The following is a 22,336-nucleotide window of genomic DNA, read 5'->3' on the forward strand; positions in this document are numbered from 1 at the left end:
TTGATTCAGCGCCCGGCAACAGCCGCCATGATCGCCTTCTGCACATGCAGGCGGTTCTCGGCTTCGTTGATGGCGATGCACTGCGGCGAATCCATCACCGCATCGGTGGCCTTCACGTTGCGGCGCAGCGGCAGGCAGTGGCTGAACACACCGTTGTTGGTCAGCGCCATCTTCCGCTCGTCCACGATGAAGTGCTTGAACTGGTCGCGGATCGGCTTTTCCGGTTCCCAGTTGCCGAAGAACGGCAGCGCGCCCCAGCTCTTGGCGTAGACCACGTCGGCACCGGCGTAGGCGCTGTCGATGTCATGGCTGATCTTCAGCGAGCCGCCGCTCTCGGCCACGTTCTGCTCGGCCCAGCCCATGTAGCGGTCGTCGAGGATGTAGTCGGCGGTCGGGCACAGCAGGGTCACGTCCATGCCCATGCGGGTGGCGATGGTCAGCGCCGAATTGGCGACTGCGGTGTTCAGCGGCTTGGGGTGGTAGGTCCAGGTCAGCACGTACTTCTTGCCGCGCAGGTCCTGGGTGCCGAAGTGCTCCTGCAGGGCCATGATGTGGGCCAGCTCCTGGCACGGGTGGGTGATGGTCTCCATGTTGATGACCGGCACCGGCGAGTACTTGGCGAAGCTGTTGAGGACGATGTCCTGGCGGTCGTAGGCCCAGTCGATGAACTTGGGGAATGCGCGCACAGCGATGATGTCGCAGTAACGGCCCAGCACCTTGGCCACTTCAGCGATGTGCTCTTCGGTATCGCCGTCCATCACCGTGCCGAGGTTGAACTCGATCGGCCACGCATCCTTGCCCGGCTGCAGCACCACCGCGTGGGCACCCAGCTGGAACGCACCCAGTTCGAAGCTGGTGCGGGTGCGCATGGACGGATTGAAGAACACCAGCGCGATCGACTTGCCCTTGAGCTGGTCGCCGAGCTTGTTGCGCTTGAACAGCGCGGCCTGGGTCAGCAGCGCGTCGAGCTCGCTGCGGCTCCAGTCCTGGGTGTTCAGGAAGTGCTTGGGGGACATCATCTTTCCTTGCGTGGCGGCGCCGGGTTCGACGCGGTGGAAGGGAAAACAGGAAGCAAAGGTGGAACGAAAAGGTTGCAGTTGCAGCTTTCATGACGCGGAAACGAAAAAACCCAGCCGGCGGGCTGGGTTTTTTTCGGACGAACAGCAAAAAGCTCCGGTTACCCAGCGAGGATGTGGGGTTCCGGTCGACGCGCACGCGAGGTCATGCCCGACGCCTGTCGGGCTGCGCTGCTGTCGTGCTGGAAGTCGGTGAGCTTCATGGTCATCCATCTTTGCATGCGGCCGGGGCCGACGCAAGGGGCCGGGGTCGCAGAATCAGGGATTGCCAGCGGCGCCCTGCTCGGGGCCGACCCAGGGGGTGATCGACACCCGGATCTTGAGCCGGTTGCCGGGATCTTCCGGCAGCCGCGAGCGGTACTTGGTGCCCTTGTAGACGTAGTCCACGTCGTAGGCGATGGGCCGGCGGAATTCACGTCCCACCGGCACAATGCGACAGTCGCGGGTCAGCATCGGACCATTGTTGGCCGGTGCCGGCGCCGGGGCCGGTGACTCGGCGGCGGTGTCCTCGGAGACCTCTTCATCGCTGCGCTTGAACATCGAGCGTACCGAGTCCCAGAAGCGGCTGATCCGGCCCTTGTCCTCGACCGGCTCCTCACCAGTGACATTGACCGGCGCCAGGGTCCGGGTCGAGACCGGCTCGCAGTGTTCTTCGGTACGGGTCGCGCGCAGGGTCTGGAACACGGGTTCGACGTTCAGTACCTGCGCGTAGTCGAACTTCACGTTCTCCACGATCACCACCCGGTTGCGGGGCTCGGCCTCCTGCGCCTGGGCCACGGCGGCCAGCGCCGACAGGCAGGCCAGGGTCAGCAACGCGGTGGATTTCATTGGCGAAGGGAGCAAGGACACGGCAATAGTGTAGGCAGTGGCGAGCGCAAGGGGCTGAACATTACCCGTCCACGCTGCTCCTGCCCACCCCACCCTGGTTGGACCCGGCGTCCACCGGTGGCAGGCGGTGCCCCCAAAGGGGGCCGACACGTTCTAAAATCACAGGCTTGCCCCCCAGCCACAGCCCCATGACCCTGCGCCTGCACAACAACCTGACTCGCCAGCTCGAACCGTTCACCCCGCTCGACCCGGCCTGTCCGACCCTGTATGTGTGCGGCCCGACGGTCTACAACTACGTGCACATCGGCAACGCCCGTGGCCCAGTGGTGTTCGGGGTGCTGGCCGATCTGCTGCGGCGCCGTTTCGGTGGCCTGCGCTACGCGCGCAACATCACCGACGTGGACGACAAGATCAACAACGCCGCGCGTGAGCAGGGCGTGCCGATCAGCACCATCACCGACAGGTTCGCCGCCGCCTACCGTGAAGACATGGCCGCGCTGGGCGTGGTGCCGCCGGACATCGAGCCGGAAGTGACCGCGCACATCCCGCAGATCATCACCATGATCGAGCAGCTGATCGCCAATGGTCATGCCTACGCCGCCGAAGGCCACGTGCTGTTCGCGGTGGCCAGCTTCGAAGGCTACGGCAAGCTCTCGCGCCGCGACCCGGAAGAGATGCTGGCCGGCGCTCGCGTCGACGTTGCCCCGTACAAGCGCGACCCAGGCGATTTCGTGCTGTGGAAGCCGTCCAGCGATGACCTCCCTGGCTGGGAGTCTCCCTGGGGCCGTGGCCGCCCGGGCTGGCATATCGAATGCTCGGCGATGGCCGCCGCCCACCTGGGCGAGACCATCGACATCCATGCCGGCGGCGTCGACCTGCAGTTCCCGCACCACGAGAACGAGCTTGCGCAGAGCGAATGCGCCCACGGCGGCAAGATCTTCGCCCGCTTCTGGCTGCACAACGGCATGCTCAACTTCGGCGGCGCCAAGATGAGCAAGTCGCTGGGCAACATCGAACGCGTGCACGACCTGGTCCGCCAGCACCCGCCGGAAGCGCTGCGCCTGGCCCTGCTGTCGGCCCACTACCGGCAGCCGCTGGACTGGTCCGATGGCCTCATCGAGCAATCGGTGCGCACCCTTGATGGCCTCTACCGAGCTATCAGGGAATTTGCCAATGTCGACGCCACCCCAGTGATCCCGCAAGCAGTCGAGGACGCGCTCAATGACGACCTCAACACTCCGAAAGTGCTGGCAATACTCGCTGAATCGGCTCGAAAGCTAAGGCACGCAGGTGCCCCGGCGGGCGGCCCGGACTATCCCCGCGAGGGTGAAAAGCTGGCACAGCTAAGCCGCCTGAAGGGCGAACTGCTCGGTGCCGGCCTGGCCCTGGGCCTGCTGCAGGCCGATCCGGCGCAGTGGTTCGGCACCGCGGCCAGCGATGACGGCGAAGATGCCCGCATCCAGGGCCTGATCGACGAGCGTGCCGCCGCCAAGCAGGCGCGCGATTTCGCCCGTTCCGACGCCATCCGCGACCAGCTGGCGGCCGAGGGCATCGTGCTGGAAGACACCCCGCAGGGCGTGCGCTGGTCGCGCAAGCGCGGCTGACCACCCTGCCCCGTGGCCGGTCCGCCGGCCACGCTCCACTGTAGAGACTGTTGTGACTGACTCCCCGTTCCCGCTTGAACCCACCGCCGCCGAGGCCCAGACCGCCATCGCCGAGGAATTCGGCTTCTTCGGCGACTGGTCCGAGCGCTACCAGTACCTGATCGACCTCGGCCGCAAGCTGCCCGTCTTCCCGGACGAATGGAAGACCGAGGAGCACCGCCTGCTCGGCTGCCAGTCGATGGTCTGGATCGTGCCGGAAGGCAATGCGCAGTCGCTGCGCTTCCACGCCATCAGTGATTCGGCCATCGTTTCCGGCCTGATCTTCCTGGCCCTGCGCGTGTACTCCGGGCGCTCGGCGCAGGAGATCCTGGATACCGAGCCCAGCTACATCCAGGACATCGGCCTGGCCCGCCACCTCTCGCCCACCCGCAGCAACGGCGTGGCGGCGATGCTGGCCTTCATCCGCGAGACCGCGCAGGCCCAGCTGCAGCGCGACCCGTCGTGAGCGAACCCGCCACGGCCGAAGACACTGCGCTGGGGCTGCTGTCCCGGCCCGGTTTTGCCAAGCTGCTGGCCTACCGCATCTTCGCGATGCTGTCCTACCAGGTGGTCGCGGTCACCGTCGGCTGGCACATCTACGAAGTCACCCGCAATCCGTTCTCGCTGGGCCTGGTTGGCCTGGCCGAGGTACTGCCGTTCTTCTGCGTCGCGCCGTTCGCTGGTTATCTGGTCGACCACCTGCCGCGCCGCCGGCTCGGCATGGTCGCCTGCTCCGGGTTGATCGCCACCGCGCTGGTGTTGACCGGCGTGGCCAAGGGCTGGCTGCCGTTCGAAGGCGTGTGGCCGATCTATGCGGCCATTGCGCTGACCGGCATGGTCCGCGCCTTCCTGTCGCCGATCTACAACGCACTGTTCGCCCGCGTGCTGGCCCGTGACCAGTTCGCACGTGGCGCTGGCCTCGGCGCCGTGGTGTTCCAGGCCGGCATGGTGGCCGGTCCGGCATTGGGCGGCGTGCTGGTCGGCTTCGGCGGCAAGGGCCTGTCCTACGCGGTGGCCACGGGCTTCGCGCTGGTGGCGATGGCCTGCCTGGCCACGCTGAAGGTGGAAGAACCGGTGCATACCGGCCCGGCCGCCCCGATCTTCAAGAGCATCGCTGAAGGCGCGCGCTTCGTGGTCGGCAACCGGATCATGGTCGGGGCGATGGCACTGGACATGTTCTCGGTGCTGCTGGGCGGCGTGGTGGCGATGCTGCCGGCGTTCCTGCACGAGATCCTGCACCACGGCCCGGAAGGCCTGGGCATCCTGCGCGCAATGCCGGCGCTGGGCTCGGTCTGCGTTGGCCTGTGGCTGGCGCGCCACCCGCTGCACCGCAATGCCGGCCGCGTGCTGCTGTTCGCGGTGGCCGGCTTCGGCCTGTGCGTGATCAGCTTCGGGCTGTCGCAGCACTTCTGGCTGTCCGCGCTGATCCTGCTGTTCTATGGGGCCTTCGACGGCGTGTCGGTGGTGATCCGCTCGACCATCCTGCAGCTGGCCACGCCGGAAGAAATGCGCGGCCGGGTGTCGTCGATCAACGGCATCTTCATCAGTTCGTCCAACGAACTGGGCGCGTTCTATGCCGGCACGATGTCAAAGCTGCTCGGCCTGGTGCCGGCAGTGGTGCTGGGTGGGTTCGCGGTGCTGAGCGTGGCCGGGATCACCGCGTGGAAGAACCCGACGTTGCGGAAACTGAATCTTCGCGACCTGCAGTGAGCCTGTAGAGCCGAGCCCATGCTCGGCTGCGTATTTCCGTGCGCCCACGCGCCGATAGCGCCAGGCCATGCCCGGCGGGCTCTTTCCGTGACCGCGGTGGGGTGTCACTTTTCTTTTCGCGCGAAAAGAAAAGTAACCAAAAGAAACGCGCCGCCATCCGCGAGCCGGCGCTGCGCGCCGGTGCCCTGTGCTCCTCGGTGAATCAGGGGACGGCGCCGAACTCGCTGCGCTCAAACAGCGGCGCCTCTTCGCCCCTGATTCCCCTGCGGTGCTCGGCTCGCTACAAGGCGGACCCAACAGCCGCGAGCGCACGCATGACCGCCCTTGGTAGAGCCAAGCCATGCTTGGCTGCTTTTGCTTTTGCTTTTGCTTTTGCTTTTGCTTTTGCTTTTGCTTTTGCTTTTGCTTTTGCTCTTCCTTGCCCTCCGCCTTCGACCCGAGCCGGGCATGGGCTAGGCTTTACAGCAACCGCGCACACAGGCTCCCTCCTATACCCGGAAGGCGCCGTTCTACACAGCCAACCACACCCAACAAAAAACCCGGCCGAGGCCGGGTTTTTCGCATGACCAGACAACGATCAGGAATCAGTCGCCCTGCTGCTTCTGCAGGTGCTCCCAACGCTCCTGGGCGTCGATGGTGCGCTCGGCGGTCAGGCGCGCTTCCAGGCGCTCCAGGCCGATTTCTTCGCCGGTGTCGACGCAGTAACCATAGTCGCCCGCTTCCAGGCGCTTCAGGGTGCTGTCGATCTTGCCGATCAGCTTGCGGTAGCGGTCACGGGTACGCAGTTCCAGCGAGTTCTCGGTCTCGCGGGTCGCGCGCTCGGCTTCGTCGCCGATGTCACGCACTTCCTCGCGCAGGTTCTCGATGGTCTGCTTGGACTCTTCCACCAGGTCCGCGCGCCAGTTCTGCAGGCGCTGACGGAAATACTCCTGCTGCAGCGGGCTCATGTATTCCTCTTCCGAGGACGGCTTGTAGCCAGCCGGCAGGATCGGGCGGCCGGTGGCCTCGTCGGTCTTGTACTCGACCACCTTGTACTTGCTGCGCGGGGCCGGTGCCGCCGAGCGGGCGGCGACGGCCACGGCAACCTTGCCGACAGGGCGCGACACGGTCTTCGGGGCGGAATCGGATTTCACGGCGGTTTTGGCAGGCGATTTCGAAACGGGCACGGGATTCTTGGGTTGCGGGGCCTTCGAAGCAGCAGGAGCGGCGGCCGGGGCCGGCTTGGGGGCCGGTTGGGCTGCTGCCACTGCCACGGTCTTGGCCGGGACAGGCTTGGCCGGAGCCGGCTTGGGGGCAGGCTTCGGTGCGGACTTCACTACGGGGGCCGGGGTCGGCTTTGCGGCCGGCGCGGCAACATTCTTGGTGACTTTCTTTACAGCGGCAGGCGTGGCCACCGGTTTAGCCGCAGCAACCTTCTTCGCTGCAGGTTTGGCGACCGGCTTGGCCGCAGCCTTCTTCACCACCGCCTTCGGCGCCGGCTTGGCTGCTGCCTTCTTCGCCACCGGCTTGGCGGCGGCCTCCTTCACCGGCGCGGCCTTGCTGGCGGCTTTCTTCACCACCGGCGCCTTCTTGCTGGCAGCGGCAGGCTTGGCCTTGGCGGGCGCAGCAGCCTTCTTCGCCACCGGCTTGGTTGCCTTGACCGGCGTTTTCTTTGCGGTGGCCTTCCTGGCCGCCGGTTGCGAGGACGCTGCCTTGGTCGCCGGCTTGCTGGCCGGTTTCCTGGCAACGGGCTTTGCCGCCAACTTCTTCACAACAGGCTTGGCGGTTTTCTTGGCGGCCGTTGCGGCCTTCTTTGCAGTTTTTTTAGCAGCCACGAAACGCTCTTCCTTGGATTCCCCGGGGCCCGGGAAAGCGGGCCTTTATAGCCTACCCGACCCGCAGCAGCAACCTCGACCCCCTGCTCCATTCAGTCCTGGAGTCAAGGCGCCCTTGGAGGCAGTCCGACGAACACGGACCGCCTTGCGCGGTACGGAACCTGGCCAGCACCCGAAGGTACTGGTACCGGTCGCAGGCCATCGGCGACATGCGACCAACGGCCCATCCTGCACAAATGCGGCCTTCATGCCAACTGGCATAAGATGACTGGGTGATCTCGCGCCTGCTCATTGCCCTGCTGCGCTTCTACAAGCGCTTCATCAGCCCCCTGCTGGGGCCACGCTGCCGTTTCGTGCCGAGCTGTTCTGAATACGCGATGGACGCCATCTCGCGGCACGGCCCGCTGCGCGGAAGCTGGCTGGCTGCGCGCCGGCTGGGCCGCTGCCACCCGTTCCATCCCGGCGGCTTCGACCCCGTGCCCGAGTCCCCCAACGCCCCCTCTTGCCGTTGCACAGGAAAACACTGACATGTCCTCCACCCTCATCACCAACGCCCGCATGGTCAACGAAGGCCGCACCTTCGACGGCGACCTGCGCATCGAGAACGGCCGCATCGCGCAGATCGGCAACGGGCTGGCGCCGCGCGACGGCGAGCAGGTGGTGGACGCAGCCGGACGCTGGTTGCTTCCGGGCATGATCGACGACCAGGTGCACTTCCGCGAACCGGGCCTGACCCACAAGGGCGACATCGCCAGCGAATCGGCAGCTGCGGTGGCCGGTGGCCTGACCAGCTTCATGGACATGCCCAACACCAATCCGCCGACACTGGATTCGACCATCCTGGAAGCCAAATACGAGCTCGCGCGCGGCCGCGCCTGGGCCAACTACGGCTTCTACCACGGCGCCAGCAATGACAACCTGGACGCCATCCGTGCGCTGGACCCGAAGAAGGCCCCGGGCGTGAAGGTGTTCATGGGCGCCTCCACCGGCAACATGCTGGTCGACAATCCGGAAACGCTGGACGCGATCTTCCGCGAATGCCCGACGCCGATCATCACGCACTGCGAAGACACGCCGATGATCGACGCCAACCTGAAGGCCTTCCAGGAGAAATACGGCGACGCGCTGACCCCGGACATGCATCCGGACATCCGCTCGCGCGAGGCCTGCATCAAGTCGACCCGCCTGGCGATGTCGCTGGCGCGCAAGCACGGCACCCGCCTGCATGTGCTGCACATCTCCACCGCCGATGAGCTGGCGCTGTTCGAGAAGGGTCCGCTGATCCGCGCCGACGGCAGCCGCAAGCAGATCACCGCCGAAACCTGCGTGCACTTCCTGCACTTCGCGCGTCCGGACTATGCGACCAAGGGCAACCTGATCAAGTGCAACCCGGCGATCAAGGAAGTGTCCGACCGCGAGGCGATCACCGCCGCGCTGGCCGATGACGTGCTGGACGTCCTGGCCACCGACCACGCGCCGCACACCTGGGAAGAGAAGCAGAAGCCCTACGCACAGGCGCCGTCGGGCCTGCCGCTGGTGCAGTACGCGCTGGTGGCCGCGCTGGAACGCGTGCACGAAGGCAAGCTGACCCGCGAGCAGGTGGTGCAGAAGTTCGCGCATGCGCCGGCACAGCTGTTCGACGTGGAAGAACGTGGCTTCCTGCGCGAGGGTTACTTCGCCGACCTGGTGCTGGTCGAGGACGTGCCGTTCACGGTCAAGCGCGAGGACGTGCTGTCCAAGTGCGGCTGGTCGCCGTTTGAAGGCACGACCTTCCGCTCGCGCGTGGCCTCCACCTGGGTCAATGGCCAACTGGTGTGGGACGGCAGCAAACTGGTGGGCGAGCCGGCCGGCCAGCGCATGACCTACGACCGCTGATGCGCTCCGCACTTCTGATCGGGGCGCTGCTGCTGGCCGCGCCCCTGTTCACCGCACCGTCGGCGCAGGCACAGGACGGCATCGGCAGCCTGATCGACAGCCGCGTGGTGTTCCCGGCCAGCGCATCGCAGGGCGCACTGGTGATCGGCAAGGTACCCGCCGGCAGCCGCGTGCAGTACGCCGGCCGCCAACTGCGGGTGAGCGGCTATGGCAGCGTGGTGTTCGGCATCGGCCGCGACGAGAAGGGTCCGCTGCGCGTGCAGGTGCAGCGCCCTGATGGTGGCAGCGAGACCGCGACCATTGCGGTGACCCCGCGCGACTGGCCCACCGAGCGGGTCAACGGCGTGCCGCCGAAGACGGTCAACCCGCCGCCGGCGATTGCCGAGCGGATCAAGCGCGAACAAGCACAGGTGACCGCCGCCCGCGCCCGCGATGACGATCGCACCGACTTCACCCAGACCTTCATCTGGCCGGTGCAGGGCCGCATCAGCGGCCGCTTCGGCAACGCACGCGTGTACAACGGACAGCCCGGCGCAGGTCATTCCGGCATGGACATCGCGGTACCGACCGGCACGCCGGTGAAAGCGCCGGCGGCCGGCATCGTCACCTTCGCCGGCCCCGACCTGTACCTGACCGGCGGCACGCTGCTGCTCGACCACGGTTTCGGTGTCAGCTCCAACTTCCTGCACCTGTCGCGCATCGACGTAAAAGTTGGCGACCGTGTGGAACAGGGCCAGGTGATCGCTGCGGTCGGCGCCACCGGTCGTGCCACCGGCCCGCACCTGCACTGGGGCATGAACTGGTTCGATACCCGTATCGATCCGCTGCTGGTGCTGGAACGCAAATAACGGTCGTGCCGGCCGCTGGCCGGCAACCCCATGATCTTCGCGGCGAATCTGGATGCCGGCCGGCGGCCGGCGCTACCGTGATGTTTCGACGCATGGAAACAAGGAACGTTGCATGCCCGCTACGGGTGATATCCACGCCGTCCACAACGCACGCCTGGGCGCCTACGTGGCCTACCAGCTCACCCACCAGAATACGGAGGACGGCAGCTTCGCCGTCCTTGCACTGGACTGGGTGGGCAGTGCCCTGCCGGATGCCGCCGCCGTTGCAGCCATGCAACCTGCCCGCTTCAGCCCGTTCCGTGCGGCGCCCGCGATCCTGCACCGCTGGGTAGGCAAGCGCGTCCCGCGCGATTTCTGGCAGGTGGGCTGGCGCGAGCCGCTGATCGCCGATCATCCGAGGGCTTACGGCAGCTGGCCGGATGGCGCCGAATGGGTCGGGCAACGCAAGTGGGATGCGCTGGATACCGATGCCGTGCGCGCCTTCCACGCCGCGATGTCCGCGCCGCAAGACCAGAGCGTGGTACTGGAAAGCGATGCCTTTCCGGTGCGTCGCTGTACCCGCCAACTGGACAGCGCGACCCTGAACCGTGCGCCGTCACTGGCTGTATTCGATGCCCTGCCGTTGCTCACGCAGCTGGAGATCAGCACACCGGTGCCGGGCCTGCTGCCGTGGCTGCGTACACGGCCGTTGATCCATACCTTGCAGATCAGTGGCCTGCAGCAGACCGACGTCGATGTGCGAGGAACCCGGCTCCTGCAGATGACGATCGATGTCACCGGCCTGCGCTCGCTCCACCTCAACCCGCAGCTGGATCGCCTGACGCTGATCGGCAGCATCGATCCCGCGCTGATCATCCACGCCGAGGACGAAGGCCGCTGGCTGACCCTTATCAGTACCGATCCGCTGCTGCCAGGCCTGGGCCTGGCGCAGCTCGGTGAGCTGCAGCTGCGGGAGGTACGCGAACTCGACGCCGCACGCATCGCCCAGCAGTTCCCGCAACTGCAATCACTCGCGATCAACGGCGCCCCCTGCCTGCTGCATCAGCTGCAGTGCCTCGGCGATCTGCAGCAGCTGCACACCCTCAGCGGCAGCGATCTCTTTCCGCCTGCTGGTTCGGTGTTTCCGGCACCGGAATGCTGGCCGCGCTTGTGCCGGCTGTGGCTGCACAGCTTACCGGCCGATCTTGGCACCGCCATCAGGAAGGCCTACAAGGGCGAGGTGGCAAAAGGCCTGGATCTGGATGTGGGCCAGCTGCGCAAGCCCGAATGGCTGGCCGCAAATCTCGACAACCCCTTCCGCGACTGGGAGGGAAGCACGCACATCAGCACTGCGCAGGCGAAGAAGGCAACCACGCTGTATCGCAAAGCCTGTAGGGATGCATTGAAGCTGGCCACCGATGACCGCGCTGCTGCAGAACTGACCGCAGCGCTGGCGCAGATCGGCCGCAACTACACCGAAGGCTTCAACGCACTGGACCGCCGTAGCGGCTTCATCGAAACCGAAGAGCGCGAGCAGATCTACATGGCGTGGATGGGCATCGTCGATGCAGTGGAAGCGGCGCGCGCACCGGGCACTACGCCGCTGCAGCGCGACGTACTGCGCGAAGCAATGAACGAGGTCAGGACGTTCTGAGGCGCCCTGGAAGGGTAGCGCCGGCCGCTGGCCGGCAACCCCATGAATCCTGCATCGCCCTGGCTGTCGGCCAGCGGCCGGCACTACCACGGCAATCGATCAGCCGCGCGCAGCCCACCACACACGCAGCAGGGTGCGTACCGGCGTGGCTTCGATCGGCTTGCCTGCCGCCTGCGCGGCAACGCGTGCACGCGCCAGGCTGGACCACACGCGGCGCGGGCGCGGGCCGGGCACGCGGCTGCCCCAGCCCTTCAACAGATGCTGCGCCCAGCGCTGTGCGGCCGTGCTGGCATCACCGTCCAGCAGGCTACGCGGCACACCGGCTACGCCGGCATCCTGCAGGCGCTGGGCCAGGGTCTGCAGCTGCACCGCACGACCGGCGCCAGTTCGCGGCTTGTCCGCGAACAGGGCTGCCTCCACCGCGGCCACGGCCTCTGCGTAGTTCGCCAGCGCGCGCTCGGCGCCGGCCGCATCCAGCGCGACCGTGCGCGCTTCAACCAGATCCGGAAGTGCTTCGGCCAGCTGCGCCCACGGCGCACGCACCGGCTCCAGCAGGCGGCCCAGCGGATGGCGCGAACGATGCGCGGCCCAGCTGCGCAGCTCCTCGCCCCACCACGCCAGCTTGGCGTCGGCCGGCAACGGGTCGCCGCTGGTGTTGAGCATGTCGTCGAATTCCTGCAGCAGCGCGAACCACGCCACCGCAAGCTCGCGTTGCGATTCGGCCACGAACGGGGCGGCCACCGACCATTCCGGCCAACGGCTGCGCCACTTGTCGAGGAAACTGTCCAGCGCGGTACTGCTCACTACGTGATTCCTTACGGCTGGGCCGGGGCTGCCGGCCGGGTCGGCCAGAGGCTGGCCAGTTGCAGAAGTTCGGCGTTCTCGACCAGCACGTCGGCCTGCCAGGCCAGCGGATCGTCGCTGTGCAGGCGATAGCCCCACAACGCCGCCACCGACGGCATGGCCGCGGCACGCGCGGCGATGATGTCGCGCTCGTCGTCACCCACGTACACGCAGTCTTCGGCGGCAATGCCGATGGCCTGCGCGGCGTGCAGCAACGGCAGCGGATGCGGCTTGCGTTCGGCCAGGCTGTCACCACCCACCAGTACCGCACAGCGCTGCTGCCAGCCGTGCTGCGGCAGGATCAAGCGCGCCAGGTATTCAGGCTTGTTGGTGACAATGCCCCACACCGTACCGGCATCGTCCAACGCGGCGAGCATGCCGGCCACGCCATCAAACAGCACTGCGTGCTGGCCGATCAATGCTTCGTAGCGCTGCAGGAATTCCGGGATCAGCGCGTCACGTGCGGCAACGTCCAGTTCCGGGAACGCAGCCGAGACCATCGCCCGCGAGCCCTTCGACACAACCGGGCGCAGCGCGGCCGGATCGATGGGTGCGCGTCCACGCTCGGCCAGCATCGCGTCGCAGGTGGCGACGAAGTCCGGCGCGCTGTCCAGCAGGGTGCCGTCCAGATCGAACAGCACCGCGCGCGGGAAGCGGGCCGCGGTCATGCCGGCTTGACCGCGTAGGCCAGGTAGTTGATGTCGGTACGGCTGCTCAGGCGGGCCTGGTTGCGCCACGGCTCGTAGGCCATGCCGCTGACATCCACCAGCTGCATGTCGGCCTCGCGCAGCCAGCGCGCCAGCTCGGCAGGCTTGATGAATTCCTGGTAGTGGTGCGTGCCCTTGGGCAGCAGCCGCGCCACGTACTCGGCGCCGACGATCGCCACCGCGAAGGCGGCGGCGGTGCGGTTGATGGTCGACAGGAACAGGTGGCCGCCCGGCTTCAGCAGGCGCTTGCAGGCCTCGATGATCGCGCCCGGGTCGGGCACGTGCTCGAGCATTTCCATGCAGGTGACCACATCGAAGCTGCCCGGCTGCTCGGCGGCCAGATCTTCGGCAGCCTGCACCCGGTAATCGACCTTGGCGCCGCTTTCCAGCGCATGCAGGCGCGCGACCTTGACCAGTTCCGGGGCCAGGTCGATGGCGGTGACGTCAGCACCGGCCTGGGCCAGCGCTTCACTCAACAGGCCGCCACCACAACCGATGTCGAGCACGCGCGCACCGCGCAGCGGCACGCGATCGGCCACGTACTGCAGGCGCACCGGGTTCAGCGCATGCAGCGGCTTCTGCGGGCCGTCAGCGTCCCACCAGCGGTTGGCCAGCGCGGCGAACTTGTCCAGCTCGGCCTGATCGAAATTGGAGGAAGCGTGGGGGGCAGTCATGAGGGGTCCTTGCGGCGCCGGGGTTCAGGCGCGGATATGACGGATGCGCTCGCGCCACTGGCGCGCGTTGGCGATGATGCCCGGCAGGTCCATGCCGACCAGCTCGCGCTGCACCAGCTTCGGCTTGCCGGCAATCCAGACGTCGCTGACCTGCTGGCGGCCGGTGGCGTACACCAGCTGCGACAGGACGTTGTGCAGCGGCTGGGTTTCCAGCGCGGACAGGTCGACGCAGACCAGATCGGCCTGCTTGCCGACTTCGATGGAACCGATGCGGTCGCCGAAGCCCAGTGCGCGGGCGCCACCCAGGGTGGAGGCGCGCAGCGTGGTCGCCGCATCGAGCGCGGTCGCATCGTCGGCCACGGCCTTGGCCAGGATCGCCGCGGTGCGGTTCTCGCTGAACATGTCCAGGTCGTTGTTGCTGGCGCAGCCATCGGTGCCGATGGCCAGGTTCACGCCGGCACGCTGCAGGGCGCAGGCCGGGCAGAAACCGGAGGCCAGCTTCAGGTTCGATTCCGGGCAATGCACCACGCTGACGCCACGTTCGGCGCACAGGTGGATTTCCGCATCGGTCAGCTGGGTCATGTGCACCGCGATCAGGCGGTCGTTGACCAGGCCGAGCCGATCCAGCCGCGCCAGCGGGCGCTGGCCGTGCAGCTTGATCGAATCGTTGATCTCCTGCGCGGTCTCGTGGGTGTGCAGGTGCACCTGCATGTCGAGCTGGTCGGACAGCATCCGCACCCGCTCGAAGTTGGCATCGTTGACCGTGTAGGGCGCATGCGGCGCGAACGCGGTGCCGATCAGCGGATCGGTGCGCCACTGGTCGTGCAGTTCACCGGCCTTGGCGAAGTATTCGTCATCGGTCTTGGCCCAGGCGGTGGGGAAATCGATGATGACCGCACCCACCAGCGCGCGGAAACCGTGCTTCTTGTAGACCGCGGCCTGCACGTCGCCGAAGAAGTAGTTCTCGTTGGCACAGGTGGTACCGCCGCGCAGCATCTCGGCGATGGCCAGGGTGGTGCCGTCGGCAACGAATTCGGGGCCGATCACCGCCGCTTCCACCGGCCAGATGTGCTGCTGCAGCCAGGTCATCAGCGGCAGGTCGTCGGCGACGCCGCGCAGCAGCGTCATCGGGTTGTGCGTGTGCGCATTGACCAGGCCCGGCATCAGGGCAGCCTCGGGGCGGCTCACCACCTGGGTGGCGCGGAACCGCGCGCGCGCCTCGGCACGCGGCAGGATGGCCACGATTTCACTGCCACGCACGGCAACGGCATGGTCTTCCAGCACCACCGCATGCGGCTCGATCGGAACGACGTAACCGGCTTCGATGAGCAGGTCGCAGGCTTCGGGGAGGTGCGGGCTATCGCTCATGCGGGCTCACTGGCTGTGGGGCGAGATACTTCTGGGGGACACGCCCCTGAGTCAGGGGCTGCCGCGAAGCGGCGGGGTCTGGAGACTCGTGAAGCGGGGCCCATGATCTGCCGAAGCAGATCATGGGAGCGCCAGCGCGAATGCGATGGCGCGTACCCGGCCAGCGGCCGGCACTACCGTAATCCGGCTGCGCCGGATTACTTGACGCGTGCGGAGTATTCGCCCGAACGGGTGTCGACGCGGATCACTTCTTCCTGGTTCACGAACAGCGGCACGCGGACCACGGCGCCGGTTTCCAGGGTTGCCGGCTTGCCGCCGCCGCCCGAGGTGTCGCCACGGACGCCCGGATCGGTTTCGGTGATCTTCAGTTCAACGAAGTTCGGCGGCTGCACGAAGATCGGCTCACCGTTCCACAGGGTGACCACGCAGGACTCTTCGCCCTTCAGCCACTTCTCGGCGCCGCCCATGCCGGCCTTGGTGGCCTGGACCTGCTCGAAGGATTCCGGGTCCATGAAGTGCCAGTACTCGCCGTCGCTGTACATGAAGTTCATGTCGGTATCGACGACGTCGGCTGCATCCAGCGAGTCGGTCGACTTCATGGTGACTTCCTGGGTACGGCCGTCCTTGATCAGGCGGTACTTCACGCGGGTGAAGGCCTGGCCCTTGCCCGGCTTGACGTATTCGGTGTCGATGATGACGGCCGGTTGGTTGTTGACCAGGATCTTCATCCCGTTCTTGACGTCGTTCATGCCGTAGCTGGCCATGCGTAAACTCCTGAGTGGCAAAAACGCCGCGGGTGCGGCGAGCCGTTAGAATGGAAAGCCCACCGGATGCCGGTGGGCGACTGTTTTTCTGCCCCCATGATAACCGCAGGCCCCCTCTCCATGCAGCTTTCCGCCTTCCCACGGCCCCAGTCGCCAGGTGCGCCCGCGCGCTGGCAGCAGCTCTGGCGCCAGGCGCTGCGCGACCCGCACGCCCTGCTGGCCCGGCTGCAGCTGGACCCGGCCGCGCTGGGTGTCTCGGAGGCGGCCATGGCCCAGTTCGCGCTGCGCGTGCCGGAGGGCTTCGTGGCCCGCATGCGCCCCGGCGATGCGGCCGACCCGCTGCTGCGCCAGGTGCTGCCGATCGACGAGGAAATGCACCCGGCGCCCGGGTTCAGCTTCGATGCGGTGGGCGATGGCGCCGCCAAGAAGGCCACCGGCGTCATCCAGAAGTACCGTGGCCGCGCCCTGCTGGTCGCCACCGGCAGCTGCGCGATCAACTGCCGCTACTGTTTCCGCCGCCACTTCGACTATGGCGCGGAGAACGCCGCCAAGGGGGGATGGCAGGAGGCCGTAGCCGCCATCGCCGCCGACCCGGACATCGACGAGGTGATCCTGTCCGGCGGTGACCCGCTGTCGCTGGCCACGCACAAGCTGGTGGAACTGACCGACGCCCTGCGCCAGATACCGCACATCCGCCGCCTGCGCATCCATACCCGACTGCCGATCGTGCTGCCGGAGCGCGTGGACGATGAACTGGTCTCCTGGCTGGGCAGCCTGCCCTGGCCGCTGGCGATCGTGGTCCACGCCAATCACGCCAATGAATTCGACGCCAGCGTGGACGCAGCGATGGCCCGCCTGCGCGGTACCGGCGCCCAGCTGCTGAACCAGGCGGTGTTGCTGCGCGGGGTCAACGACAGCGTGCAGGCCCTGCAGGACCTGAGCGAGCGCAGCTTTGCTGCTGGCGTGCTGCCCTATTACCTGCACCAGCTGGACCGGGTCGAGGGCGTGGCCCACTTCGAAGTGGACGACACCCAGGCCAAGGCGCTGATTGCCGGCCTGACCGCACGCCTGTCCGGCTACCTGATCCCCAAGCTGGTGCGCGAACTGCCCGGCGACCCAAGCAAGCGCCCGCTGTAACAAAAAAGGGACGGAGGGAATTAAGTCGCTTATGCATTTGCGACTTAATTCCCTCCGTCCCCTTTTTGGAGGTCAGACGCCCGATTCGATCATCCGCACCACTTCGGTGGCGGTCACCGGGTGGCTCAGCCAGTAGCCCTGGCCAAGATCGCAGCCGCGCTGCGCCAGCAGCTCGAACTGTGCCTGCTGCTCGATGCCCTCGGCCACCACGGTGATGCCCAGCGCGTGGGCCATGGCGATGATCGCCGTGGTCAGCGCAAGGTCGTCGGGATCGCGCTGCATGTCGGCAACGAAGCTCTTGTCGATCTTCACGCCGTCCACGGGCACCTGGCGCAGATGACTGAGCCCGGAGAAGCCCGTACCGAAATCGTCCAGCCACACCTTCACGCCGGTGCGGTGCAGCTTGTCCAGCAGCTGCGCGGCAACCATCTCGTCGCCGATCACGGCGGTTTCGGTCAGCTCCAGGTGCAGGCGCGACGCCGGCAGCCCGGACTCATGCAGGCACTGCGCGACCAGTGCCGGCAGTTCGCCGCCACGCAGCTGCCGCGGTGACACGTTGACCGACACGAACAGATCATCGCCCGCTGCCCCGCGCGGCCACTGCGAGGCTTCCATGCAGGCCGCACGCAGCACCTTCGGGCCGATGATCTCGATCAGGCCACTCTGCTCGGCCACCTCGATGAACACCGAGGGCGGGATCGTGCCCAGGGTCGGATGCTGCCAGCGCAGCAGTACTTCAACACCGACCATGCGGCGGTCGCGCATGCGGAAGATCGGCTGGTAGGCCAGGCGCAGCTCACCGCGCTCCCAGGCGCCGCGCAGCTCCTGTTCCATATGCACGCGACGCTCGACCGCATGGTCCATCGCCCGGCTGTAATAGCGATAGCAGTTCTTGCCGGCCATCTTCGCCTGGTACATGGCGATGTCGCCGTTTTTCAGCAGCGTGGTCGCATCGGCAGCATCGTCGGGGAACAGGGTCACGCCGATCGAGGTGCCCAGGAACAGTTCCCTGCCCTGCACCACCAGCGGCTTGCCCAGCTCGCGCACCAGCACTTCGGCCAGCAGCCGCGCATTGGCCGCCACGTCGCCATCTCCGACCAGGATCACGAACTCGTCGCCGCCGAAGCGGGCCAGCAGGGCTTCATCGCCCCCGGCCTCGGTGACCGCGCGGCCGATACGCTGGGCGAACTGCAGCAATGCCTCATCGCCGGCCTCGTGGCCAAGGGTGTCATTGACCCGCTTGAAATCGTCGATATCGGCGAACAGAAGGCCCAGCCGGTGATTGGCGGCACGGGCCGCCATCAACCGATGATCAAGCGCCTCGCGGAATGCCAGCCGGTTGGTCAGCCCGGTCAGTGCGTCGGTATAGGCCATGCGCCGCACTTCGCGGTCATGGCGTGCGATCGCATCGCGCATCCGGGCGAAACCGCGGACCAGTTCGCCGACCTCGTCGTCGCGGGTGTTCTCGGCCAGGGGTGTCTGGTAGTCACCGGCCTCGATGCGGCGGGCGGCGACGGCAAGATCACGGATCGGCGCGACCAGGGTGCGCTGCACGTACAGGATCACCACCACGCCGATCACCACCAGCAGGCCCAGCATCAGCAGCAGCCAGCCCAGGTGACGGCTGCCAACCTGCTGCAGGCGCTCGCCCAGGGTGGCGTTGGCCGCCTGCTCGCGCTGCTGCACCTCATCCAGCGCCATGCCGACCCGGACGCCGCCAATGCGCTGGTTGCCGATCATGATCGGCATGGCGTTGTCGAGCACCTTCGGCGATTCCTGCACGACCAGCATCTGCGCGGCCGCGGCCTTGGGTGCCAGTGGATCGGCCATCGGCTGACCGAATCCAGACACCTCGACCGAGCCATCGTGTACCAGCCGGCCGCGTTCATCGAACACCAGTACATAGCGCACCACGGGCTGGCGCGCGGTACTGCGCACCAGTACGCCCACCTGGTCCAGGTCACGGTAGTACAACGGGTTGGCCAGCGCGTCGGACAGCTCACGCGCCATCGCCTCGCCGCGGCTGCGCACGCTGCGGTCGAACAATTCATGGATGACGCCGCCGCTGAGGTTGCGCACCTCGCCCTGCATCGCGGCCTGCCGCCCCAACAACACCGCAAGGATCGCGATCACCACGACCATCGCCCCGCCCATCGCGAGCAGGAACCGGGCCTGCATCCCCGAGCCAAGCCACTTCATTCCACTTCCATCCGCACGCGCGTCAATCCTTGTTTCAATTCATCCAACCGCTGCTGCGCATGCGCATCGACGCGGTGGAACCCGGAAGTGCCAAAAAACCGATGCAGCGCCCCCTGTGCCTGCGGGTCGCTGGCCGCCTGCAGCAGTACTTCCTGCAGGCGATCGCGCACGCGTGGATCAAGGTCGGCGCGGACCATCTCCACCGCACGCGGGTAGGGCTCGGTGCGCAGCAGCTCGCGGAAGTCGCGCCGGAACGCTGCCGGCATCCGCCGCTCGTCGTTCCAGTCCACGCTGCTCACCGCCCCCACGTCAACCACCCCCTTGTGCACGAACGTCGCGATGTTCAGCTCGCTGCGTGCAAATACGTAACCCACACTGTCCCGGCCCGGCATGTCCCATGCACCGGCCAGGATCTGGGGCGACAGGCCCTCCTGCAGCAACGTCATCACCGGCACCAGATAGGCACTGGTGGACGCCGTGTTCTGCAGGGCCAGGCGATGGCCCCGCAGATCCTGCACGCGCTGGATCGGGCTGTCGCGGCGCACGAAGAACACCGTCTGGTAATCCCGCACGCCGTTGCGCTCGGTCAGCAGCAGTGGACGGGCGCCACTGCGCTGGCCCAGCGCCACCGCCGTACCGGAGGTTTCCGTGACCCAGTCGACCCTGCCCCGCCGCAGATAGCTGGCCATCTGCTGCGGGTCGCGTGCCATCAGGATCCTCCCCTCCTTGATGCCAACGTCCTGCATGCGCGCCACCACGTAGTCCAGCAATGGTTGCAGCTGCTCGTAATGGGCCTTGGGATCATCGCTGATCCGGCCCAGCACCAGCACCGGGTCCGGTGCTGCACGCACCGTCCCGGCCAGCAGGACCATGGCCAGGCTCAGCAGTCCCCCCTGCATTGCCTTTCGCAGACCCGACACAGGCTTCATCCCCCCTGGGTATCCAGACAGACTACCCGAAAAAATGAGAACGTCGTCAGCTGTCCTTGCCGCCTGCCTGGGCCAGTCGCGCCATGCGCTGGGTGTCGGCGAGGATGCCGCGCAGCAGGCGCACTTCCTGCTCGCTCGGCTCACTGCGCAGGAACAGGCGGCGCAGCTTGCGCATCGCCGATTCCGGGGCGCGGCCCTTGTGGAAATCGATCTCGTCCAGCGTGTCGCCAAGCTGGGCGAAGAAGCTCTCCATCTGCTCGTGGCTGGCCGCCTGTTCGCGGAAGCCGGGCTCGGCATCGGTGGCCGGCTGCGCGCCCAGCAGCTGCATGCGCGTTTCATAGGCCAGCACCTGCACGGCGGCAGCCAGGTTGAGCGAGCTGAACTCCGGGTCGGACGGGATGTGCACCGCTGCATGGCAGAGCTGCAGTTCCTCGTTGGTCAGGCCGGTGCGCTCACGGCCGAACACCAGCGCCACCTCGGCGCCCTCGCCGGCCTTGGCCACCGCGCGGGCAGCGGCATCGGCGGGCAGGTACTCCTCCAGCTGGACGCGACGTGCACGGGCGGTGCAGCCCAGTACCAGGCGGCAATCGGCCACCGCCTCGGCCAGGGTGGCCACCACCGGGGCATCCCCCAGCACGTCTTCGGCACCGGCCGAGCGGCGGAAGGCCTCCTCGTCCAGCGGCTTTTCGGGGGCAACCAGCACCAGGCGGGCCAGGCCCATGGTCTTCAGGGCGCGGGCGGCGGCGCCCATGTTGCCGGGGTGCTGGGTACCGACCAGGACGAATCGGAGGCGGGTGGCGGCAGGAAACTGGGACATGAACAGGGAAAAGGTCGAGCTGGACGATGACCAATGGTAAACTGTGCGGCCGGCCACTGCGCCGGACCCGCTCTTTTCCCCCGCCAGTCCATCTCTTCTGCCTTTCCGGGAGCCCACGCCATGCAGAAACCCGCCGTAACCGTCATGGTCAAGGCCGCCCGCCTCGCCGGCAACGTCCTGTTGCGCAACATCAACAAGCTCGAGGCACTGAACGTGGTGCAGAAGGGCCGGATGGACTACGCCAGCGAAGTGGATGCGGACGCGGAAAAGGTCATCGTCAAGGAACTCAAGCGCGCCTACCCCGAATACGGTGTATTCGGCGAGGAAGGCGGCGTGCAGGGCGAGCGTCGCCACATGTGGGTCATCGACCCGCTGGACGGCACCAGCAACTACCTGCGCGGCGTGCCGCACTACTGCGTGTCGATCGCCCTGGTCGAGAATGGCGAGCCGACCGATGCGGTCATCTTCGACCCGCTGCGCAATGAACTGTTCACCGCCAGCCGTGGCGCCGGCGCCGTGCTGAACGACCGCCGCATCCGCGTGGCCGAACGCAAGGATCTGGAAGGCACCATGATCCACACCGGCTTCGCGCCGCGTGAGCGCAACCGCGCCAGCGCCCAGCTGAAGGCGGTCGACGCCCTGCTGGTGCACGGCGAGGACATCCGCCGCACCGGCTCGGCCGCGCTGGACCTGGCCTACGTGGCCTGCGGCCGCGCCGACGCCTACTTCGAAGCCGGCGTGAAGGCGTGGGACATCGCTGCCGGCCTGCTGCTGGTCCGCGAGGCCGGTGGCAAGGTCTGCGACTTCAAGGGCGCGACCCTGGGCCGCATGGACAACCGTGGCCCGGAGACCCACCAGATCGTGGCCGGCAACCTGAAGGTGGCCGAGTCGCTGCAGAAGGTGCTGGTCAACACCGGTTACGCCGCCGAGTTCGACGCCAAGTTCTAAGCGTCCCGGCAACGCGGCTCACTGAAACGGCACCTGCGAGGGTGCCGTTTTCGTTTGTGCGCACGGAGATTCGTTTCCGCGACCGCGGAGGGGTGTCACTTTCTTTGCGCGTGCACCGCGCTGCAGGAGCAGCGTGGAACGGCGTAGCCGGCCCGTAGGGTGGCGCACACGGATGTGCGCCATCAAGAAAGTAACCAAAGAAACGCTCCGCCGGCCGAGAGCCGACGTGCTTCGCACGCCGGTGCCCTGCGCTCCTCGGTCCGTCGAGGGACGGTGCGGGAACTCGCTGCGCTCAGACACCCGCACCTCTTCGCCCTCGCCGGACCTGCGGTGCTCGGCTCGCTTGAAGGCGGACTGGAAGGTCAAGATCAAGGGCAAGGGCAAGGGCAAGGGCAACAGCATCCATGCATGGCGTGCATCTACCGGGTGCAGCTGTGGCATTTGACCTTGAGTCCGCCTTGAGCGAGCCGAGCATCGCAGGGGAATCAGGGGCGAAGAGGCGCCGATGTTTGAGCGAAGCGAG

Annotated in this window: 20 protein-coding genes; 9 read left to right on the top strand and 11 right to left on the bottom strand. The window is 67.0% G+C overall.

All coding sequences use genetic code 11. The features are described 5' to 3' along the window. Window positions 1-5: 5 nt before the first annotated feature. Both ACMZ91_RS15160 and ACMZ91_RS15165 read right to left on the bottom strand, forming a co-directional pair. A complete protein-coding gene (locus tag ACMZ91_RS15160) occupies window positions 6-1,016 on the bottom strand; it encodes an N-acetylornithine carbamoyltransferase (protein WP_032129398.1) in 1,011 nt (336 codons plus the stop codon). A gap of 318 nt (window positions 1,017-1,334) precedes the next feature. Beyond that, a complete protein-coding gene (locus tag ACMZ91_RS15165; protein ID WP_032129397.1) occupies window positions 1,335-1,904 on the bottom strand; it encodes a glycine zipper 2TM domain-containing protein in 570 nt (189 codons plus the stop codon). A 188-nt stretch (window positions 1,905-2,092) separates the two neighbouring features. Between ACMZ91_RS15165 and cysS the strand changes: the two genes are divergently transcribed. The 3 genes from cysS to ACMZ91_RS15180 are packed head-to-tail and all read left to right on the top strand — an operon-like array spanning window position 2,093 to window position 5,257. Further along, on the top strand, window positions 2,093-3,508 hold the full coding sequence (gene cysS / locus ACMZ91_RS15170) for a cysteine--tRNA ligase (protein ID WP_277779338.1): 1,416 nt from the start codon (window positions 2,093-2,095) through the stop codon (window positions 3,506-3,508). 52 nt (window positions 3,509-3,560) lie between these two features. Further along, window positions 3,561-4,013: a SufE family protein gene (locus ACMZ91_RS15175; RefSeq protein WP_277779337.1), complete on the top strand. Its 453-nt coding sequence runs from the start codon at window positions 3,561-3,563 to the stop codon at window positions 4,011-4,013. Next, complete coding sequence (locus ACMZ91_RS15180; RefSeq protein WP_414578626.1) at window positions 4,010-5,257, top strand: MFS transporter; 1,248 nt, start codon at window positions 4,010-4,012, stop codon at window positions 5,255-5,257. The genes ACMZ91_RS15175 and ACMZ91_RS15180 overlap by 4 nt, the downstream gene beginning before the upstream one ends. Window positions 5,258-5,841: 584 nt before the next feature. Here ACMZ91_RS15180 and dksA read toward each other — a convergent pair. Then, complete coding sequence (gene dksA / locus ACMZ91_RS15185; RefSeq protein WP_495497669.1) at window positions 5,842-7,071, bottom strand: RNA polymerase-binding protein DksA; 1,230 nt, start codon at window positions 7,069-7,071, stop codon at window positions 5,842-5,844. Window positions 7,072-7,343: 272 nt separating this feature from the next. Here dksA and yidD point away from each other — a divergent pair, with 272 nt between their 5' ends. The 4 genes from yidD to ACMZ91_RS15205 all read left to right on the top strand — a co-directional run bounded on the left by yidD (window position 7,344) and on the right by ACMZ91_RS15205 (window position 11,427). Next, window positions 7,344-7,598 carry a membrane protein insertion efficiency factor YidD gene (gene yidD / locus ACMZ91_RS15190; protein ID WP_014037867.1) on the top strand — a complete coding sequence of 85 codons (255 nt, stop codon included), beginning with the start codon at window positions 7,344-7,346 and terminating at the stop codon, window positions 7,596-7,598. A 1-nt stretch (window position 7,599) separates the two neighbouring features. Then, window positions 7,600-8,946, top strand: a complete 1,347-nt coding sequence (locus tag ACMZ91_RS15195) for a dihydroorotase (protein ID WP_010486624.1) — start codon at window positions 7,600-7,602, stop codon at window positions 8,944-8,946. Continuing rightward, a complete protein-coding gene (locus ACMZ91_RS15200) occupies window positions 8,946-9,794 on the top strand; it encodes a M23 family metallopeptidase (protein ID WP_049401255.1) in 849 nt (282 codons plus the stop codon). Before ACMZ91_RS15195 ends, ACMZ91_RS15200 begins: the two co-directional genes overlap by 1 nt. Before the next feature lie 112 nt (window positions 9,795-9,906). Further along, on the top strand, window positions 9,907-11,427 hold the full coding sequence (locus tag ACMZ91_RS15205; protein WP_414578173.1) for a hypothetical protein: 1,521 nt from the start codon (window positions 9,907-9,909) through the stop codon (window positions 11,425-11,427). 99 nt (window positions 11,428-11,526) lie between these two features. On the opposite strand, the gene ACMZ91_RS15210 is transcribed toward ACMZ91_RS15205, so the two are convergent. From ACMZ91_RS15210 to efp, 5 genes are all read right to left on the bottom strand, one after another. Continuing rightward, window positions 11,527-12,231, bottom strand: a complete 705-nt coding sequence (locus tag ACMZ91_RS15210; RefSeq protein ID WP_049460737.1) for a squalene/phytoene synthase family protein — start codon at window positions 12,229-12,231, stop codon at window positions 11,527-11,529. An 11-nt stretch (window positions 12,232-12,242) separates the two neighbouring features. Beyond that, entirely contained in the window at window positions 12,243-12,938 is a 696-nt protein-coding gene (locus ACMZ91_RS15215) for a phosphoglycolate phosphatase (RefSeq protein WP_110712927.1), read from the bottom strand. Further along, complete coding sequence (ubiG, locus tag ACMZ91_RS15220) at window positions 12,935-13,651, bottom strand: bifunctional 2-polyprenyl-6-hydroxyphenol methylase/3-demethylubiquinol 3-O-methyltransferase UbiG (protein WP_049401248.1); 717 nt, start codon at window positions 13,649-13,651, stop codon at window positions 12,935-12,937. The genes ACMZ91_RS15215 and ubiG overlap by 4 nt, the downstream gene beginning before the upstream one ends. Before the next feature lie 24 nt (window positions 13,652-13,675). Next, on the bottom strand, window positions 13,676-15,019 hold the full coding sequence (locus ACMZ91_RS15225) for a TRZ/ATZ family hydrolase (protein ID WP_014037873.1): 1,344 nt from the start codon (window positions 15,017-15,019) through the stop codon (window positions 13,676-13,678). Window positions 15,020-15,216: 197 nt separating this feature from the next. After that, on the bottom strand, window positions 15,217-15,783 hold the full coding sequence (gene efp, locus ACMZ91_RS15230) for an elongation factor P (RefSeq protein WP_014037874.1): 567 nt from the start codon (window positions 15,781-15,783) through the stop codon (window positions 15,217-15,219). Window positions 15,784-15,903: 120 nt separating this feature from the next. Between efp and epmB the strand changes: the two genes are divergently transcribed. Next, entirely contained in the window at window positions 15,904-16,920 is a 1,017-nt protein-coding gene (gene epmB, locus ACMZ91_RS15235; RefSeq protein ID WP_049401246.1) for an EF-P beta-lysylation protein EpmB, read from the top strand. A gap of 72 nt (window positions 16,921-16,992) precedes the next feature. Here epmB and ACMZ91_RS15240 read toward each other — a convergent pair whose 3' ends face one another. From ACMZ91_RS15240 to ACMZ91_RS15250, 3 genes are all read right to left on the bottom strand, one after another. Then, window positions 16,993-19,119 carry a putative bifunctional diguanylate cyclase/phosphodiesterase gene (locus tag ACMZ91_RS15240; RefSeq protein ID WP_049460742.1) on the bottom strand — a complete coding sequence of 709 codons (2,127 nt, stop codon included), beginning with the start codon at window positions 19,117-19,119 and terminating at the stop codon, window positions 16,993-16,995. Continuing rightward, window positions 19,116-20,018: a phosphate/phosphite/phosphonate ABC transporter substrate-binding protein gene (locus ACMZ91_RS15245; RefSeq protein ID WP_223224712.1), complete on the bottom strand. Its 903-nt coding sequence runs from the start codon at window positions 20,016-20,018 to the stop codon at window positions 19,116-19,118. Before ACMZ91_RS15245 ends, ACMZ91_RS15240 begins: the two co-directional genes overlap by 4 nt. Window positions 20,019-20,094: 76 nt before the next feature. Next, on the bottom strand, window positions 20,095-20,865 hold the full coding sequence (locus ACMZ91_RS15250) for an RNA methyltransferase (protein WP_049423915.1): 771 nt from the start codon (window positions 20,863-20,865) through the stop codon (window positions 20,095-20,097). Window positions 20,866-20,985: 120 nt separating this feature from the next. On the opposite strand from ACMZ91_RS15250, the gene ACMZ91_RS15255 reads away from it, so the two are divergent. Next, window positions 20,986-21,813: an inositol monophosphatase family protein gene (locus tag ACMZ91_RS15255; RefSeq protein ID WP_049401244.1), complete on the top strand. Its 828-nt coding sequence runs from the start codon at window positions 20,986-20,988 to the stop codon at window positions 21,811-21,813. Window positions 21,814-22,336: the final 523 nt, after the last annotated feature.

Origin of the sequence: Stenotrophomonas sp. FR024 (genome assembly GCF_047500745.2) — a bacterium.
Taxonomy (GTDB): Bacteria; Pseudomonadota; Gammaproteobacteria; order Xanthomonadales; family Xanthomonadaceae; genus Stenotrophomonas; species Stenotrophomonas maltophilia_A.

Excerpts from the sequence above, each read along its gene's own strand:
- ACMZ91_RS15250 (WP_049423915.1), bottom strand. The coding sequence starts at position 20,865 with ATGTCCCAGTTTCCTGCCGCCACCCGCCTCCGATTCGTCCTGGTCGGT.
- ACMZ91_RS15165 (WP_032129397.1), bottom strand. The coding sequence starts at position 1,904 with ATGAAATCCACCGCGTTGCTGACCCTGGCCTGCCTGTCGGCGCTGGCC.
- ACMZ91_RS15160 (WP_032129398.1), bottom strand. The coding sequence starts at position 1,016 with ATGTCCCCCAAGCACTTCCTGAACACCCAGGACTGGAGCCGCAGCGAG.
- cysS (WP_277779338.1), top strand. The coding sequence starts at position 2,093 with ATGACCCTGCGCCTGCACAACAACCTGACTCGCCAGCTCGAACCGTTC.
- ACMZ91_RS15255 (WP_049401244.1), top strand. The coding sequence starts at position 20,986 with ATGCAGAAACCCGCCGTAACCGTCATGGTCAAGGCCGCCCGCCTCGCC.
- ubiG (WP_049401248.1), bottom strand. The coding sequence starts at position 13,651 with ATGACTGCCCCCCACGCTTCCTCCAATTTCGATCAGGCCGAGCTGGAC.
- ACMZ91_RS15200 (WP_049401255.1), top strand. The coding sequence starts at position 8,946 with ATGCGCTCCGCACTTCTGATCGGGGCGCTGCTGCTGGCCGCGCCCCTG.
- epmB (WP_049401246.1), top strand. The coding sequence starts at position 15,904 with ATGCAGCTTTCCGCCTTCCCACGGCCCCAGTCGCCAGGTGCGCCCGCG.
- efp (WP_014037874.1), bottom strand. The coding sequence starts at position 15,783 with ATGGCCAGCTACGGCATGAACGACGTCAAGAACGGGATGAAGATCCTG.
- ACMZ91_RS15195 (WP_010486624.1), top strand. The coding sequence starts at position 7,600 with ATGTCCTCCACCCTCATCACCAACGCCCGCATGGTCAACGAAGGCCGC.
- ACMZ91_RS15215 (WP_110712927.1), bottom strand. The coding sequence starts at position 12,938 with ATGACCGCGGCCCGCTTCCCGCGCGCGGTGCTGTTCGATCTGGACGGC.
- ACMZ91_RS15205 (WP_414578173.1), top strand. The coding sequence starts at position 9,907 with ATGCCCGCTACGGGTGATATCCACGCCGTCCACAACGCACGCCTGGGC.
- ACMZ91_RS15240 (WP_049460742.1), bottom strand. The coding sequence starts at position 19,119 with ATGAAGTGGCTTGGCTCGGGGATGCAGGCCCGGTTCCTGCTCGCGATG.
- ACMZ91_RS15245 (WP_223224712.1), bottom strand. The coding sequence starts at position 20,018 with ATGCAGGGGGGACTGCTGAGCCTGGCCATGGTCCTGCTGGCCGGGACG.
- ACMZ91_RS15225 (WP_014037873.1), bottom strand. The coding sequence starts at position 15,019 with ATGAGCGATAGCCCGCACCTCCCCGAAGCCTGCGACCTGCTCATCGAA.